Here is a 14,569-nt window from a genome sequence, read left to right on the forward strand (position 1 = left end):
GGGGCCAAGATAGCGACCGGGCGGCCCCGGCACAACCAACTCCCCCGAGTCGAGGCGTGGCGGGCCTGGCGGCCCGCCGGGCGGTTCAGTAGCCCGCCTTCTTCTCCACATCGAAGCCGCGCTTGGCGATCAGCATCATCCGGTCGAACTCGCAGACCATCTTGCGGTCCTGGTTGTAGCCGCGGGTGCGCACCGCGACGATGCCGGCGTTCGGGCGGGACTTCGATTCGCGCTTGTCGAGCACCTCGCTCTCCCCGGACAGGGTATCGCCGGCGAACAGCGGGAAGGTCAGCTTGATCTCCTTCCAGCCGAGATTGGCGATCGCCTTCTGGCTGACGTCGCTCACGCTCATCCCCACCAGCAGGGCGACGGTGAAGGGGGAGCAGATGATGCAGCGGCCGAATTCGGAATGCTTGGCGTATTCGGCATCGAAATGCATGGGGTGCTGGTTCATCGTCAGCAGGGTGAACCAGGTGTTCTCCGTCTCCGTGATGGTGCGGTTCGGGCGGTGTTCGTAGATGTCGCCGACGTTGAAATCCTCGAAGTACCGGCCGAAGCTTTCGCGGAAGCGCTGGGGCGCGATCTCCGTGTGGGTCTGGACCATGCGGCGTCTCCTGATTTGTCCGGACAAATTGGTAGCCCAGGGGGCGGGTCGGTTCAACCTCGGCGCCGCGCGATGGCGCGGTAGGTCGGCGCGACCAGCGACGGCATGATGAAGAGCGTGAGCTGGGCGGCGGAGATGATGAGGCTGAGGTCGCCATCCCCCGGCGCGCCGATCGCGGCCAGCAGCAGCACATTGTTGCGCGACCCCGTGACGAGGGCGGCGGAGAGCGCGGCGGCCACGGGCGCGCGCTGGAAGACCAGGTAGCCGATGACCTGGAGGACCATGTTGAGGCCGAGCGCGAAGGCCAGCATGCCCGCGAAGGTGGCGGGCCGCGCCATCAGGGCCGGCCCCACGCCATCCATGCAGGGGATGGCGGAGAGGGTGATGAGCAGGACCACCCAGCTGTCCAGAGCCGGCCCCGCGCGCCGGATGGCGGGGCGGCCGCAGACCCGCACGGCCAGCAGCGCGCCGGCGAAGCTGCCGCCGACCAGCACCGCCAGCCGCTGCGCCATGGCCAGCGGATCGACCTGCGCCCCCACCCCCATCAGCGAGGCCACCATGGGCAGCCAGGCCGGCGCCAGCGCGTTGGAGGGAATGCCCACCACGGTCAGCAACGCTCCATCCGCCCCCAGCAGGATGGCGAAGGCGGAGGCCGACATGACGGAGGGCGTGCCAGCGATGAGCACGGCGGCGGCCAGGAAGGGCGACTCCGCCGGCAGCACCGGCCGCAGCGCCAGCCACACCATCAGCGGCACCACCAGCGTCACCCAGGCCAGGATGAGGATGGCGAGCAGCGGACGCCGCAGCACGGCGCCGAAATCCGCGGGCTCGATCCGCAGCAGCGCCACCATCATCGTGCCGATGGACAGCAGCACCAGCCAGGGCCGCATGGCGCTGGCCAGCCCCGGCAGCGCGATGCCGATGAAGGCACCGACCGCGATCAGGGGCAGGCCATGGCGGCGGATCAGGCCGCCGGCCGCGCCCATCACTGGCGCATCTGGTAGGGGAGCCACATCACGATCTCCGGGAAGACCGTGATCAGCGCCGTCAGGCCCAGCATGATGAGGCAGAAGGGCAGCGCGGCACGCGCCACCTCCCACTGCGTGGCGTTGGACAATGCCTGGATGATGTAGAGGTTGAAGCCGACCGGCGGGGAGACCTGCGACAGCTCCGCCGAAATGATCAGGAAGACGCCGAACCAGACGGGATCGAAGCCCGCCGCCACGACGATCGGCAGCGTGACGGGCAAGGTCATCACGATGGTGGACAGCCCATCGAGGATCGTGCCGAGCAGGAGATAGAACAGCATCAGCACCACGATGAGCAGGAAGGGGCTGAGGCCCCAGCCCTGGATGATCGACGCGACCTCGGCGGGGATGCCGAGCCGCGCCACGACCTTCGAGAGGAACAGCGCGCCGACCAGGATGACGCCGATCATGGCGCAGGTCCGGACCGTCGCCAGCAGCGACATCCAGAGGGTGTGCGGCGTCAGCGATCGTTCCAGCAACCCGATCAGCAGCGCGCCGATGACGCCGACCGCGGCCGCTTCCGTGATGGAAGCGAAGCCCAGCAGCATGGACCCGATGACGAGCAGCACGAGCGAGGTGACCGGCGCCAGCATCAGCAGCGAGGCGGCCAGGTGCCGCCAGGTGGAAGGTGGTTCCCGCGCCGGAACCAGGGAGGGGGTGGACAGCGCGCGGAACGCGATCCAGCCCATGTAGAGCCCCGCCAGGATGAGGCCCGGCACGGTGCCCGCCATGAACAGGTCGAGGATCGAGACATCCGCCAGCACGGCATAGACGATCATCGGGATGGAGGGCGGGATGAGGAAGCCCAGCGTGCCCGCGCCGGCCAGCGACCCCATCGCGATGTTGCGGTCATAGCCGCGGGACAGCAGCTCCGGCATCGTGATGCGGCCGACCGTCGCGGTGCCGGCGGCGGAGGAGCCGGAGACGGCGGAGAAGATCGTGCTGCCGATGACGTTCACATGCAGCAACTGCCCGGGGATCAGCCGCGTCCAGGGGGCGAGGCCGCGGAACAGGCTTTCCGAGATGCGCGTATGGACCAGGATCTCGCCCATCAGGATGAAGAGCGGCAGCGTGACCAGCTCCTCCGCCGTCGCGCTGGCCCAGATGTCGCTGGCCAGGAAGCGGTCCATCCGGATGTCGCGGAAGAGTTCGAGCGAGATCATGCCGGCCGCCAGCATGGCGAGGCCGACCCAGATGCCGGCACCGAGGAAACCGATGACGAGCGCGATGACGACGCCGAGCGTGAGGGTCATTCGATGGTGCCGCCGACGGTGTTGGGGATCTCCGCATCCTCGCCGAGGCCGAGGCGGATGAGCCGCGCGACAAGGGCGAGGGCGAAGAGGATGAAGGCGAGCGCCAGCGCCGCCTGCGGAATCCAGACCGGGGTCTGCATGGGATAGTAGCTGACGCTGCCGAGGTCGAAGGTCCGCCAGGCCTGGCTGGTCAGCGCCCAGGCGATGAAGCCGACGATGCCGAGCGAGAAGGCGGAGACCGACGCATCCACGACGCGCAACGCCAGCGGCGACATCGCGGAGAGGCCCATCTGCACGCGGATGTGGCCGCCATTGCGGAGCGCCCATCCCGCGCCGCCGAACATCACCACGGCCTGCAGGTAGATCGAATACTCGACCGCCCAGGGCTGTGACCACGCGAAGAAGGAAGTGACGATCACCTCCGCGATCAGCAGCGCGGCAAGCGCCAGGGCGGAGACCGCTGCCGCGGCGGCGCCGAGGGCGCAGGCCATGTCGATGGCGATGAGGAGACGCGCTGTGACAGGCTTCATGCGGCGGACCCTTGCCTGGTGGAAGGATGGCCCCGCTGGGATAGGCTGGCATCCGCGACGGGCGGAGAGGACGGGCCATGACCGATGCGACGGGGCACTTCAAGGATACCATCGGCAGCGTGCCGGACAGCGTCGCGCTGCTGCAACGCCACGCGCCGGATGCCTTCGCGGCCTACCGCGCGGCGCGGGAGGCAGCCTACCGCCTGCCGCCGGAAGGCCATCTGTCGTTGGCGAGCAAGGAACTCGTCTTCATCGTGCTGGATGTCGCGGCGGGGCATGTCGAGGGTGCCGTCGCCCATGCGGAGGCCGGGATCCGCGCCGGGCTGACGCCGGGGCAGATCATGGAAGCGCTGAGCATCGCCATCCTGGTGCATGGGCATCAGTGCTGGGCACGGGCCGGCGCCGCCGTGATGCGCCATGTCGAGCACATCACGGCCACGGGAAAAGGCTGACACGCGGGCCGTCAGGCCCGGCCGACGCGGCTTCGGAACTGCTGCAGGATCGGGGCCGCCACGGGGTTGGCGCGGGCGAAATCATCGCCCATCGTCGTCGTCGCCTGGCGGAGCGCCTGCAGCAGCGCCGGGGAAGGCTCCTCCACCGTCATGCCGTGCTGCTGCAACTCTCCCATCCGGACGGTGTGCTCGCCCTTCGAGACGTTCCAGAACTCCGGCTCCAGCCGCTTGCCGAGATCGGCGATGGTGGTGCGGGTCGCGGCCGGCAGGCGGCGCCAGACATCGTTGTTCACCACCATCAGGTTGGTGGCCCAGAGATGGTTGGTGACGTAGGCGTGCTTCAGGAATTCCCAGTAGCGCTGCGCCACCGCGGTGGTGCCGCTGGTCATCACCGCGTCGATGCGGCCGGAGGCCAGCGCCGGCACCACGTCCGGATTCGTCAGCTGCTGCGGTACCATGCCGAGCCGCGTGCACATCTCCGCCGTTACGCGGTCATATGTCCGCATGCGGATGCCGCGGAGGTCGGCGGCCGTCGCGATGGGGCGCTTGAAGTAGAAGAGCTGCGTGGGCCAGGGGCACATATAGAGGACGGTCTGGTTGCGCCGCTCCAGCTCCCTCTCCCAGATCGGGCGCACGAGCGAGTGCATGATCTGCAACTCGTCGTAGTTGCTGATGAGGAAGGGGATGCTCTCGATGCCGAGGATCGGCAGGTCGCCGACATTCTGGAAGGCGGCGAATTCCGCCATCGGCACCACGCCATCGCCGACCGCGCGCACCGTCTCATTCGCCCGCACGCCGAGGGAGCCGCCGGCATGGACCGTCGTCTGCACGGCGCCATTGGTGGCGTTGCGCACTTCGGTGGCGAAGCGCTGGGCGTTGACGGTGTGGAACTCGGCAGGGCCCCAGGGGATGGAGATGTCCCAGCGCGTCGGTGCCTGCGCCTGAGCGCTGCCGGCGGCGCCGGTCGCCAGGGCCGCACCCGCGGCCGCCTTCATCACATCGCGTCGAAGCATCCCGATCTCCCTGCCCCATGGTTTCCGGGACGGAAGCGAAGCATGGGTCCGCGCCTGCGACAAGAAATTTGTACGGACAAATGTAGTGGCCGGCGTTAGCATTCCGACATGCATTCCCCGATCCGGCTGACGCGCGACGGCGCCATCGCCACCTTGCTGATCGACAACCCCGCGCGCCGCAACGCGATGGCGCGCGCCATGTGGGCTGCCGTTCCCGCACTGGTTGCGGCCGCCGTGGCGGACCCCGCCATCGCCGTGCTGCGCCTGGCCGGCAGCGGTGGCCATTTCTGCGGCGGCGCCGATATCGCGGAGTTCGGGGCCGCCTATGCGGATGCCGCCGCCATCGCGGACAGCAACCGCCTGATCCGCGAGGCGATCGAGGCCATCGCCGCCTGCCCGAAGCCCAGCATCGCCACCATTCGCGGCGCCTGCGTCGGCGGGGGCGTTGCGATGGCGCTGGCCTGCGACCTGCGCCTTGCGGCGGATGATGCACGCTTTGCCGTCACGCCGGTGCGGCTCGGCCTGACCTACAGCCATGCGGATACGCGCCGCCTGGTGCTGGCGGTGGGCGCGAATCGCGCGAAGGAAATGCTGTTTTCAGCGCGCGCCGTGGAAGCGCAGGAGGCCGCGCGGATCGGGCTGGTGGACCGGCTGTGGGACGCCGCGGGCTTCGAGGATGAGGCAGCGCGCTACCTGGCCGCCATCGCGGCCACATCCCGCCCCGCGCTGCGCGGCGTGAAGGCGATGGTGGACGCCATTGCCGCCGGCGCCGCGGAGGAGACGCCCGCGCTGGCCGCGCTGTTCGCGGAACCCTTTGCCGGCGAGGATTTCCAGGAGGGCTATCGCGCCTTCCTGGAAAAGCGCCCCGCGCGCTTCAGCGCGCCCTGACGAGCCAATCTGCCAGCGCGCAGACCGCCTGTTCCGTATGGGCGCGGCCGACGATCTGGATGGAGCAGGGCAGGCCGCCATCCGCCGCCGCCCAGGGCAGGGCGATGGCGGGCAGGCCCGCGACATTGGCCAGCGCAGTGAAATCCGCCTGGTCCACCGGTGCCGGCGTGCCGTGGGTAAAGGCGCGCTGTGGCGCGGTGGGCATCAGCAGCAGGTCGCATTGGTCGAGTGCCCGCAAGGCGCCGGCCCGTGCCTCCGCCAGGCGGAACAGCGCCTTCGCGATCCGCGCGCCATTCGCATCCCGCCCATAGGCCAGGGCTGCGCGGAAGCCGGGCGTGGCGGCTTCGGGATCATCGACCAGAGTGGGGTGCAGAGCGGCGGCCTCGGCCTCGATCAGCAGCAGGCCGGCACGGCGCGTGGCGGTCAGGTCCCAGCCCGGCACGGCAACAGGTACCAGCAGCGCGCCGGCATCGCGGAGGCGCGTCTGCGCTTCCTCCAACGCCGTGCGGATGGCGGGTTCCATCGGTGCCGCGAGGACCGCCTCCGGCAGGCCGATGCGCAGGCCGCGCGGGTTGGCTGGCTGCGCGGTCAGGGCGCGCCAGCCCGGCGGCGCGGGGCGCGAATCCGGGTCCTCCGGGTCGTCGCCGGCCATGACCTCCAGCGCCAGCGCGGCGCCTTCGACGGTCGCTGCCAGGATGCCGACATGGTCGAGCCGGGGCGAGAGCGGCACGACGCCGGTCCGTGAGACGAGGCCCGATGTCGGCTTCAACCCGATGACGCCGCAATAGGCGGCGGGCAGGCGGACGGAGCCCATCGTGTCCGTGCCGATGGCCAGCGGCACGAAGCCCGCCGCGACCGCGGCGCCCGACCCGCCGGAGGAACCGCCTGGCGTGTAGCCCGCACGCAGCGGGTTCATGCAGCGCCCGAAGCCCGGCGTATCCGTGGTGGCGCCCAGCGCGCCCTCATGCATCGCTGTTTTGCCGAGGATGACGAGGCCGGCGTCGCGCAGGCGGCGCACGACGGGCGCATCGCGATCGGCCACGCGGTGGCGGAAGGCAGCGATGCCCGCGGTGGTGCGCAGGCCCGCGACATCGACATTGTCCTTGATGCCGATGGCGACGCCATCGAGCGGACCAGCGGTCGCGGCGCGCGCGGCCAGCGCGCCGTCGCGATCCACCTGCCAGAAGCTGCCGATCGCGCCATCCTCGGCGGCGATGCGCGCGAGCAGCGCGGGGATGTCGCTGGGCGTCACTTGCGGTCGTCGATCAGGCGGATCGGCTTCTGCCGGCTTTCCACCTGCGTCAGCGCGGCGAGCGACCCTGGCGCACAGAGCGCCACGCCGATCTCCACGCCGAGGCGCGTGCGCAGCGCCCCCTCCAGGCGCGACTGCAGCGCGGCATCGGCATCGCCGCGCACTTCCAGGTGCACGACCATCGAATCGCGTCCATCGCTGCGCCCGACGCGGCAGATGAAGTCGCCGGTCGCGGTCTCGCATTGTTCGACCAGCAGCGCGCCGATGCCGGTCGGGAACAGGTTGATGCCCCGCAGCTTCACCATGTTGTCGCTGCGTCCGAGGAAACCCTTGATGCGGCGGAAGGGGATGCCGAGGGGATTGGCACCCAGCACTTCCTCCGTCACGTCATGGGTGTTGAAGCGGATGATGGGAAAGATGTCGTCCTTGAAGAGGCAGGTGCAGACCATGTCGCCCAGCGTGCCTTCCGGCACGGGCAGGCCGGTATCGGGGTCCGCGATCTCCAGTGCATGCGCATCCTCCATCACATGCATGCCGGTGCGGTCCGGGCCTTCGCCGGCGATGATCCCGGTATCGCCGACGCCGTACCAGTCATAGACCGCCGCCCCCCCCCAGGCCGCGGAGAGGCTCGCCTGGCTCTCGCTGCCGAGATGGGCGCAGATCAGGCGGATGGGCAGGTCGCGGCCGGGTTCCAGCCCTTCCTCCCGCGCCACTTCCGCCAGGCGCTTGATGTAGTCGGCGAAGCCCACGATGGCGGTGGCGCCGAACTGCTTCATGATGAAGACCTGCTGGGCGGAGCGCGTCTCCACGCCCGTGCCGGCGCTGAGGAAGCGCGCGCCGACCCAATGCGTCACCGTCTCCCGCACGTAGTGGCCGCCATTGATCATGCCGTGGCCATAGACGGAATGGACGACGTCATCGCGGGTCATGCCGGCCATCAGGTACATGCGGGCGAGCAGGCGGTTCTGCACCTCCCGGCTCTTCGGGCCGAACAGCAGGGGCTGGGGCGTGCCGGTGGTGCCGCTGGTGGTCTGCATGATGATCTGCGGGCGGCGTTCCGGCGGATGCGCGTCCTGCCCATGGAAGTCGCCGATGGGCGGATGGGCGGCGACGGAGGCCATGAGGTCCGACTTGTCATAGGCCGGCAGCTTCGGCAGGTCATCGAGGCCCCGGATGTCACCGGGCTCGATCCCCTTGGCACCCCAGAGCCGCTGGTAGAAGGGCACCTGCCAGGCGAAGGCGAGGAGCTTGCGGAAATCGGCTTCCTGCCGCGCGCGCAGGGCGTCCCGCGACAGGCCGCGCAGCGCGCCGGGATAATCGGCGCCGATGGGAAAGTCCCGCAGCAGCGCCGGATGGTCCATCGCCGTCACATAGTCAAAGACGGTCATGCGGGGCGGCTCCTTCAGGGCAGGATGGTGTCGAGCGTCGCGGCGGGCGCGCCGCCAGGCAGCGCGAGGGTGGTGGCGATGACGCGCTCGATCACGTCATCGGCCACGCCGGCGCTGCGCATCAGGCGGCGCGCCTTGTCGATGATGTCGGCGACGGGCAGCGGGTTCTCGGGATCGCCCAGCGCATCGGGGATGTCGGCGCGGCGCGTCTCACCATCCGCCAGGGTGACGGTGACGGCGCTGCCGTAGCGGGCGGGATAGGCGGCGGTGAACCCGGCGTCGCGCACCAGCGTCACGCGGTCACGCAGCGCGGCCAGGCCAGCGTCGGTGAAGCAGGCGGGGGCGAAGGCTTCCAGCGGTGGCGGGCCGTCCCGCAGCGTCACTGCCACGGCGTGTTGCAGGGAGAATTTCGACTGGATCACGCTCTCGGGCTGCGCGCGGTCGCAGAAGGCGACGGCATCGGCGTAGGTGGCGACTTCCACCGCGGCGATCTCGCGCCCCGCCACCCAGTCCCGCAGCACCAGCGCCGCATCGATGGTGGCGTGGCAGTGGCGGCAGGCGGGCCAGGGCTTGAAGCTGGTCTCATGCACCAGCCAGGGCGCATCGGGGCCGGCCAGCACGCGATCGGGCTTTGCATCCGGCGCCATGCCGGCGAAGATGCCGAGGGCGCCTTCCAGGATCTCCCGCGGGCCGGTCAGGCCATCGGCGGCGAGCAGCGCAGCCTCCAGCCCCATCACGGCGGCGCGGGCGGTGTGGAGCTGCTTCGTCATCACCGGTTCCGCCCGGCATTGCCAGACGCCGCCGGTCTGCGTGCCGGCATTGCCGAGCGCCCAGACGGTCCTGGCCTCATCAAGGTCGAGCAGCGACGCCGCAGCGGCGGCGGCGCCGAAGGGGCCGCAGCTCGCGGTGGGGTGGAACTGGCGGTAATGGGCGTGGCCCATGGCGCGGCCGATGCGGATTTCCGCGTCGTAGCCGCGGATGATGGCGTCCAGCAGCGCGGGGCCATCGGCGCCGCGTTCGACCGCCAGCGCCAGCGCCGCGGGGATGACGACGGGGCCGGGATGCAGGATCGCCTCCCGGTGCACATCATCCATCTCCAGCACATTGCCGAAGGCGCCATTGGCGAAGGCGGCATCGCGCGCGGTGTGCGCCGCGCCGAGGATCACGCGCGCGGCGCCCGCGGGTTGGCGCGCGACCTGGCGACGGAAGACGGCACCGGTCTCGCTCGCCGCCCCCGCCACCGCGCAGCCGATCCAGTCCAGCAGGTGCAGCGCGGCCCGATCGCGATCCGCATCGGTGATGGGACGGCGGAGCAGCGCGGCGATACCCTCGGTCAAGGTGCCCAAGGCGACGACCCCGTTTGCCAGCAAAGTTGTCCGGACATATCAACGGAAGCACGCCGAGGACGCAAGCCGCCATGCCGATGATCACGCCCGCCACCTTCGCTGAGACCCTGCGGCCGGGTCTTCGCATCTTCATCGCAGGCTGCGCGGCGGAACCGACCGCGGTGCTGGATGCGCTCGCCGCGCGGCCGGCGGCGCTGGCGGCCAGCACGCTGCTCGGCGTGCCGATCGCGAGCATCAACCGGCGCGACTGGTCCGCGCTGGCGCCGCTGGAATGCGCCTTCATGACGCCGGAACTGCGCGCCGGCCTCGGGGCGGGGCGCGTCAGCTTCCGCCCGCTGCACTACAGCGACGCCTTCGCCTGGTTGCGCGGCCCGGCGCGCGCCGACATGGCGATCTTCCGCTGCGCGGCACCGCGCGATGGCAGCGTGTCCCTCGCGCTGACGCATGATTTCGTGCCCGCGCTGATGGAGGCCGGCGCGGCGCTGGTCGCGGTGGTTGATCCGTCCCTGCCGGACGTACCGGATGGCGTGCGCATCGGGCTGGACCGGCTGCATGCGCTGGTCGATGGACCCTCCGCCACGCCGCTGCTGCCGGTGGATGAGCCCGGGGAGGCGATGGCCGCGCTGGGCCGCCATGTCGCCGGCCTGGTGCGGGATGGCGATATGGTGCAGACCGGCATCGGCACGGCCGTGGCTGCGGTGGTGCAGGCCATGGGCGGGCATCGGCGGCTGCGCTTCCACGGGGGGATGATCGGTGATCCGGTGCTCGGCCTGCTGGATGCGGGCGTGGTGGATGCCGTGACCACCGGTGTCGCGATCGGCAGCGCGGCGCTGCATGACCGGGTCGCGCGCGAGAAGCGGATCGCCTTCCGGCCTGTCGGCGTCACGCATGATGCCGCGCGCATCGCCGCGCTGCCCTCCATGATCGCGATCAACGCGGCGGTGGAGGTGGATTTGTTCGGCCAGGCGAATTCGGAAATGATCGAGGGAAGGCAGGTTTCCGCCCAGGGCGGCGTTGCCGATTTCGTGCGTGGGGCGCGCCGGACGAAGGAGGGGCGCGCCGTGATCGCGCTGCTGGCCAGTGGCAAGGGCGGCAGCATCAGCCGGATCGTCCCGCAACTGGCGCCCGGCACGCCGGTTTCCATCACGCGCGGGGATGCGGACATCGTCGTGACGGAACATGGCGTCGCGCTTCTGCGGGACGCGGACCTGGACCAGCGGGCGGAACGGCTGATCGCCATCGCCGCGCCGCAGCACCAGGTTGCGCTGGCCGATGGCTGGGCGCGGATGCGCGCGCGTTTCTGATCAGCGCCCTAGGCGCCGGCGCGCGTCGGCGACAACGGCCTCGGTATGTTCGCCGAGCGCGGGCAGGGTGGGATCGAGCGTGCCGGGTTCGTCGCGGAACTTGATGGGCAGGCCGATATGGAGATTGCCGTCCTCGTCCCGCACCAGCATCTGGCGCGCAGCGGCGTGCGGGCGATGGAAGGCCTCATGCAGGTCGAGCAGCGGCGCGAAGCAGACGTCACGGCCCTCGAACCACGCTTCCCATTCGTCGCGCGTGCGGGTCAGGAAGGTCTCCCGCAGGAAGGCCTTGGCAGGTTCATGGGCCGGGCCGGGCGGGCCGCTGGCGCCGGCCACGAGGTCGTCGCGGCCGAGCGCGCGGAGCAGGTTCTCGACGAATTTATGCTCGCTGCCGCCGAGGACGACGTGCCGGCCATCCTTCGTCGCATAGATGTTGTAGAAGGCACCACCGCCCCATTGCCGCACCTGCTTCACATCCGGCGCGCGATCCGCGCCGAGCACGGCGCCGGTGGCGTTGGGCAGCCAGGACAGCGTCGCGTCATACATCGCCATGTCGATGACATCGCCGCTTCCCGTCTTCTCCCGCCGCAGCAGCGCCATCAACACGGCCGACAGCGCGAGGAGGGAGGCGGTGGCATCGGCGACGGGGACGTTGGGGTGCGTGGGCAGCCCATCCTGGCCGAGATTGGTGGACAGCGTGCCGGCCAGCGCCTCCACCGCCAGATCATGCGCGGGCTTGTCGCGCAGCGGGCCATCCTGCCCGAAGGCGGATATGGAGCAATAGACTAGGCGCGGGTTGAGCGCCGTCATCGCCGAGGGACCGAAGCCGAGGCGATCGGCGACGCCGGGGCGGAAGGCCTCCACGAAGACATCGACGGTGCGGACGATGTCATGCAGCGCCGCCAACTGGTCCGGCTTCTTGAGGTCCAGCACGATGGACTTCTTGCCACGATGCGTATTGCGGAACCAGACGCTCTGCCCGCCCGCGCGTTCGCCGATGTTGCGCACCGGCTCGCCGGAGGGCGGCTCCAGCTTGATGACTTCCGCGCCATGGTCCGCCATGACCGTCGTCATGTAGGGGCCGGGCAGGAACAGCGAGAGATCGAGAACCCGGATACCGTCGAGCTTCATCACACCGCCCCCAGGGCGCGCAGTTGCGCGACTTCTTCCCGCGTGTAGCCGGCCTCGACCAGCACCGCCTCGCTATCCGCGCCATAGCCGGGACCGGCGCGGCCAGGCAGGCGCTTGCCGTCCAGGCGGATGGCACTGGCGACGACCTTGAGGTCGGGCCGCGCGGGATGCGGCAGGTCGAGGATGCCGCCGCGTTCGCGGAAATAGGGATTCGTCAGTGCCTGGCCGAGGCCAAGCACCGGCGCGATGGGGACCTGGCCGGCCAGCGCGGTGACCCAGTCGGCGGAGGTCTTCGAGCGCATCACGGGATCGAGCAAGGCCATCAGCGCATCGCGATTCGCCAGGCGTTCGTCGAAGCCCTTGAAGCGCGGATCGGCGGGCAGGTCCGGCACGCCGGCTATGGTGCAGAACTTCTTCCAGAAGCCTGGCTTGATGCACATGGCGAAGACATGGCCATCGGCGGTCGGGAACATCTCGCAGGGCACGATGAAGGGGTGGCCGCCGCGCGGACGGCGCGGCACCTCGAACCCGTCATTCAGGTACCAGGTGGCGACATAGGTCAGCGTCTGCATCGCGACATCGTAGAGGGAGACGTCAAGATCGCAGCCGCGTCCGGTGGCGCGCGCACCCGTCACACCGGCCAGCAGCCCCATCGCCGCGGTCAGGCCGGACATGAAATCCACGACGGAGAGGCCGGCGCGGGCCGGGTTGGTGTCGGGCTCCCCGGTCAGGGCGCAGAAGCCGGCCTCCGCCTGCGCCAGGTAGTCATAGGCCGGCCAGGAGGCGCGTTCGCCATCGCGGCCGTAGCCGGAGAGATGCACGCAGACGATGGAGGGCTTCACGGCGGAGAGCGCGGCGTAGTCGAGGCCGAGCCGCGCCGGCAGATCGCCGCGGAGATTGTTCAACACGGCATCCGCATCCCGCACGAGGCGATGCAGGGCGTCGCGCGCGCCCGGCTTGCGGACATCCAGCGTCAGGCTTCGCTTGTTGCGATTGAACGACTGGAAGTACTGGCTGTCATTCTCGCCGAGCGGGAAGCCGCCGGTGTGGCGCGCGATGTCGCCTGGCGGGTCGCCGCCCTCGCCCGGCGGCGGTTCCACCTTGATGACCTCGGCGCCGAGATCCGCCAGGTTCATGGTCGCGAAGGGGCCGGCGCCGAACTGCTCGAAGCTGATGATCCTCAGCCCCTTCAGGGGCAGCATCACGCGGGGAACCGCTCGATCAGCTGCTTGGCGATGATCATGCGCTGGATCTCATTGGTGCCTTCGCCGATGCACATCAGCGGCGCGTCGCGGTAGTAGCGCTCCACATGGTATTCCTTGGAGTAGCCGTAGCCGCCATGGATGCGCATGGCCTCCAGGCTGTTCTCCACCGCGGCCTCGCTGGCGTAGTACTTCGCCATGCCGGCTTCCATGTCGCAGCGCTCACCGGCGTCATAGGCCCGCGCGGCATCATAGGTGAGCAGGCGGGCGGCCTGCACGCGCGTCGCCATCTCGCCGAGCTTGAGCTGGATGGCCTGGTGCTGGCAGATCGGCTTGCCCATGGTCTTGCGGATCTGGCTGTATTTCACGCTGTCCTTCAGCGCGGCGGATGCCAGGCCAACGCCACGCGCCGCGACGTTGATGCGGCCGAGTTCGAGGCCGCCCAGCGCTGTCTGCAACCCGCGGCCTTCCTCGCCACCGATCAGGTAATCGGCGGGGACGCGGTAGTCGTCAAAGACGAGTTCCGCGCTGTCGATGCCCTTGTAGCCCAGCTTCTCCAGCTTCTTGGAGACGGTGAAGCCCGCGCCCTTCGGCGCCAGGAACATCGACATGCCCTTGTGGCGCGGCTGCGCCTCCGGATCCGTCTTGACCAGCAGGGCGAAGCAACTACCCTGGATGCCGTTGCTGATCCAGGTCTTGGTGCCGTTGATGATGTAGTGATCGCCGTCTCGGCGCGCGCGGGTGCGGATGGCCTGGAGGTCCGTGCCGCAATCCGGCTCCGTCAGTGCAAGGCCGCCACGGATCTCGCCGGTGGCGAATTTCGGCAGCCATTCGGCCTTCTGCGCTTCCGTCCCCATCCGGCTGACGCAGGCCGCCATGATGAGGTGGCTGTTGAAGATCCCGGACAGCGACATCCAGACTTCGGCGATACGCTCGACGATCTTCGCATAGGTGGTGGCGGAGAGGCCGAGCCCGCCATATTCCGGCGCGATGGTTGCACCGAACAGGCCGAGCTCCTTCATCTGCTCGACCATCTCATGCGGGTATTCATCCGCATGTTCCAGGCGCAGCACATGCGGGCGCACGTCGCGGTTGAGCCATTTGTCGATGGCGTCGAGCAGCGCGGCCTCTTCCTCGATGGCCTGCGAGCGGGCGACATGCGTGTCCATGGCTGGTGCTCC

14 protein-coding genes are annotated in these 14,569 nt (G+C 69.8%); 3 read left to right on the forward strand and 11 right to left on the reverse strand.

The features are described from left to right. Positions 1-85: 85 nt before the first annotated feature. The 4 genes from BM041_RS06455 to BM041_RS06470 are packed head-to-tail and all read right to left on the reverse strand — an operon-like array spanning position 86 to position 3,415. Entirely contained in the window at positions 86-604 is a 519-nt protein-coding gene (locus tag BM041_RS06455; RefSeq protein WP_092957049.1) for a MaoC family dehydratase, read from the reverse strand. Positions 605-657: 53 nt separating this feature from the next. Continuing rightward, the gene (locus BM041_RS06460) at positions 658-1,590 is read right to left on the reverse strand and encodes a hypothetical protein (RefSeq protein ID WP_092957052.1); all 933 of its coding nucleotides are present in this window, start codon (positions 1,588-1,590) and stop codon (positions 658-660) included. Further along, entirely contained in the window at positions 1,590-2,885 is a 1,296-nt protein-coding gene (locus BM041_RS06465) for a TRAP transporter large permease (RefSeq protein WP_092957055.1), read from the reverse strand. Before BM041_RS06465 ends, BM041_RS06460 begins: the two co-directional genes overlap by 1 nt. Continuing rightward, complete coding sequence (locus BM041_RS06470; RefSeq protein ID WP_245761943.1) at positions 2,882-3,415, reverse strand: TRAP transporter small permease subunit; 534 nt, start codon at positions 3,413-3,415, stop codon at positions 2,882-2,884. Before BM041_RS06470 ends, BM041_RS06465 begins: the two co-directional genes overlap by 4 nt. A 77-nt stretch (positions 3,416-3,492) precedes the next feature. Between BM041_RS06470 and BM041_RS06475 the strand changes: the two genes are divergently transcribed. After that, on the forward strand, positions 3,493-3,867 hold the full coding sequence (locus BM041_RS06475; RefSeq protein ID WP_092957058.1) for a carboxymuconolactone decarboxylase family protein: 375 nt from the start codon (positions 3,493-3,495) through the stop codon (positions 3,865-3,867). A gap of 11 nt (positions 3,868-3,878) precedes the next feature. Here BM041_RS06475 and BM041_RS06480 read toward each other — a convergent pair whose 3' ends face one another. Beyond that, the gene (locus tag BM041_RS06480; RefSeq protein WP_092957061.1) at positions 3,879-4,880 is read right to left on the reverse strand and encodes a TRAP transporter substrate-binding protein; all 1,002 of its coding nucleotides are present in this window, start codon (positions 4,878-4,880) and stop codon (positions 3,879-3,881) included. Between the two features lie 108 nt (positions 4,881-4,988). Between BM041_RS06480 and BM041_RS06485 the strand changes: the two genes are divergently transcribed. Further along, the gene (locus BM041_RS06485; RefSeq protein WP_092957064.1) at positions 4,989-5,768 is read left to right on the forward strand and encodes an enoyl-CoA hydratase/isomerase family protein; all 780 of its coding nucleotides are present in this window, start codon (positions 4,989-4,991) and stop codon (positions 5,766-5,768) included. Here BM041_RS06485 and BM041_RS06490 read toward each other — a convergent pair. From BM041_RS06490 to BM041_RS06500, 3 genes are read right to left on the reverse strand one after another with little or no spacing between them, the layout of a single operon-like run. Beyond that, on the reverse strand, positions 5,755-7,020 hold the full coding sequence (locus tag BM041_RS06490; protein WP_175533771.1) for an amidase: 1,266 nt from the start codon (positions 7,018-7,020) through the stop codon (positions 5,755-5,757). The genes BM041_RS06485 and BM041_RS06490 overlap by 14 nt on opposite strands. Continuing rightward, positions 7,017-8,408, reverse strand: coding sequence for a phenylacetate--CoA ligase family protein (locus BM041_RS06495; RefSeq protein WP_092957070.1), 1,392 nt, complete (start codon positions 8,406-8,408; stop codon positions 7,017-7,019). Before BM041_RS06495 ends, BM041_RS06490 begins: the two co-directional genes overlap by 4 nt. Positions 8,409-8,422: 14 nt before the next feature. Then, complete coding sequence (locus BM041_RS06500) at positions 8,423-9,754, reverse strand: MmgE/PrpD family protein (RefSeq protein WP_175533772.1); 1,332 nt, start codon at positions 9,752-9,754, stop codon at positions 8,423-8,425. 71 nt (positions 9,755-9,825) lie between these two features. On the opposite strand from BM041_RS06500, the gene BM041_RS06505 reads away from it, so the two are divergent. Continuing rightward, on the forward strand, positions 9,826-11,058 hold the full coding sequence (locus tag BM041_RS06505; RefSeq protein WP_092957076.1) for an acetyl-CoA hydrolase/transferase family protein: 1,233 nt from the start codon (positions 9,826-9,828) through the stop codon (positions 11,056-11,058). On the opposite strand, the gene BM041_RS06510 is transcribed toward BM041_RS06505, so the two are convergent. The 3 genes from BM041_RS06510 to BM041_RS06520 are packed head-to-tail and all read right to left on the reverse strand — an operon-like array spanning position 11,059 to position 14,557. Further along, the gene (locus BM041_RS06510; RefSeq protein WP_092957079.1) at positions 11,059-12,186 is read right to left on the reverse strand and encodes a CaiB/BaiF CoA transferase family protein; all 1,128 of its coding nucleotides are present in this window, start codon (positions 12,184-12,186) and stop codon (positions 11,059-11,061) included. Continuing rightward, the gene (locus BM041_RS06515) at positions 12,186-13,388 is read right to left on the reverse strand and encodes a CaiB/BaiF CoA transferase family protein (protein WP_092957082.1); all 1,203 of its coding nucleotides are present in this window, start codon (positions 13,386-13,388) and stop codon (positions 12,186-12,188) included. The genes BM041_RS06510 and BM041_RS06515 overlap by 1 nt, the downstream gene beginning before the upstream one ends. Continuing rightward, positions 13,388-14,557, reverse strand: a complete 1,170-nt coding sequence (locus BM041_RS06520; protein ID WP_092957085.1) for an acyl-CoA dehydrogenase family protein — start codon at positions 14,555-14,557, stop codon at positions 13,388-13,390. Before BM041_RS06520 ends, BM041_RS06515 begins: the two co-directional genes overlap by 1 nt. Between the last annotated feature and the right edge of the window lie 12 nt (positions 14,558-14,569).

The sequence above is a fragment of the Falsiroseomonas stagni DSM 19981 genome, from assembly GCF_900114315.1.
Lineage (GTDB): Bacteria > Pseudomonadota > Alphaproteobacteria > Acetobacterales > Acetobacteraceae > Falsiroseomonas > Falsiroseomonas stagni.

Coding starts and splice junctions, on each gene's coding strand:
- BM041_RS06520 (WP_092957085.1), bottom strand. CDS start 14,557: ATGGACACGCATGTCGCCCGCTCGCAGGCCATCGAGGAAGAGGCCGCG.
- BM041_RS06515 (WP_092957082.1), bottom strand. CDS start 13,388: ATGCTGCCCCTGAAGGGGCTGAGGATCATCAGCTTCGAGCAGTTCGGC.
- BM041_RS06470 (WP_245761943.1), bottom strand. CDS start 3,415: ATGAAGCCTGTCACAGCGCGTCTCCTCATCGCCATCGACATGGCCTGC.
- BM041_RS06455 (WP_092957049.1), bottom strand. CDS start 604: ATGGTCCAGACCCACACGGAGATCGCGCCCCAGCGCTTCCGCGAAAGC.
- BM041_RS06475 (WP_092957058.1), top strand. CDS start 3,493: ATGACCGATGCGACGGGGCACTTCAAGGATACCATCGGCAGCGTGCCG.
- BM041_RS06460 (WP_092957052.1), bottom strand. CDS start 1,590: ATGGGCGCGGCCGGCGGCCTGATCCGCCGCCATGGCCTGCCCCTGATC.
- BM041_RS06510 (WP_092957079.1), bottom strand. CDS start 12,186: ATGAAGCTCGACGGTATCCGGGTTCTCGATCTCTCGCTGTTCCTGCCC.
- BM041_RS06485 (WP_092957064.1), top strand. CDS start 4,989: ATGCATTCCCCGATCCGGCTGACGCGCGACGGCGCCATCGCCACCTTG.
- BM041_RS06505 (WP_092957076.1), top strand. CDS start 9,826: ATGCCGATGATCACGCCCGCCACCTTCGCTGAGACCCTGCGGCCGGGT.
- BM041_RS06465 (WP_092957055.1), bottom strand. CDS start 2,885: ATGACCCTCACGCTCGGCGTCGTCATCGCGCTCGTCATCGGTTTCCTC.
- BM041_RS06495 (WP_092957070.1), bottom strand. CDS start 8,408: ATGACCGTCTTTGACTATGTGACGGCGATGGACCATCCGGCGCTGCTG.
- BM041_RS06480 (WP_092957061.1), bottom strand. CDS start 4,880: ATGCTTCGACGCGATGTGATGAAGGCGGCCGCGGGTGCGGCCCTGGCG.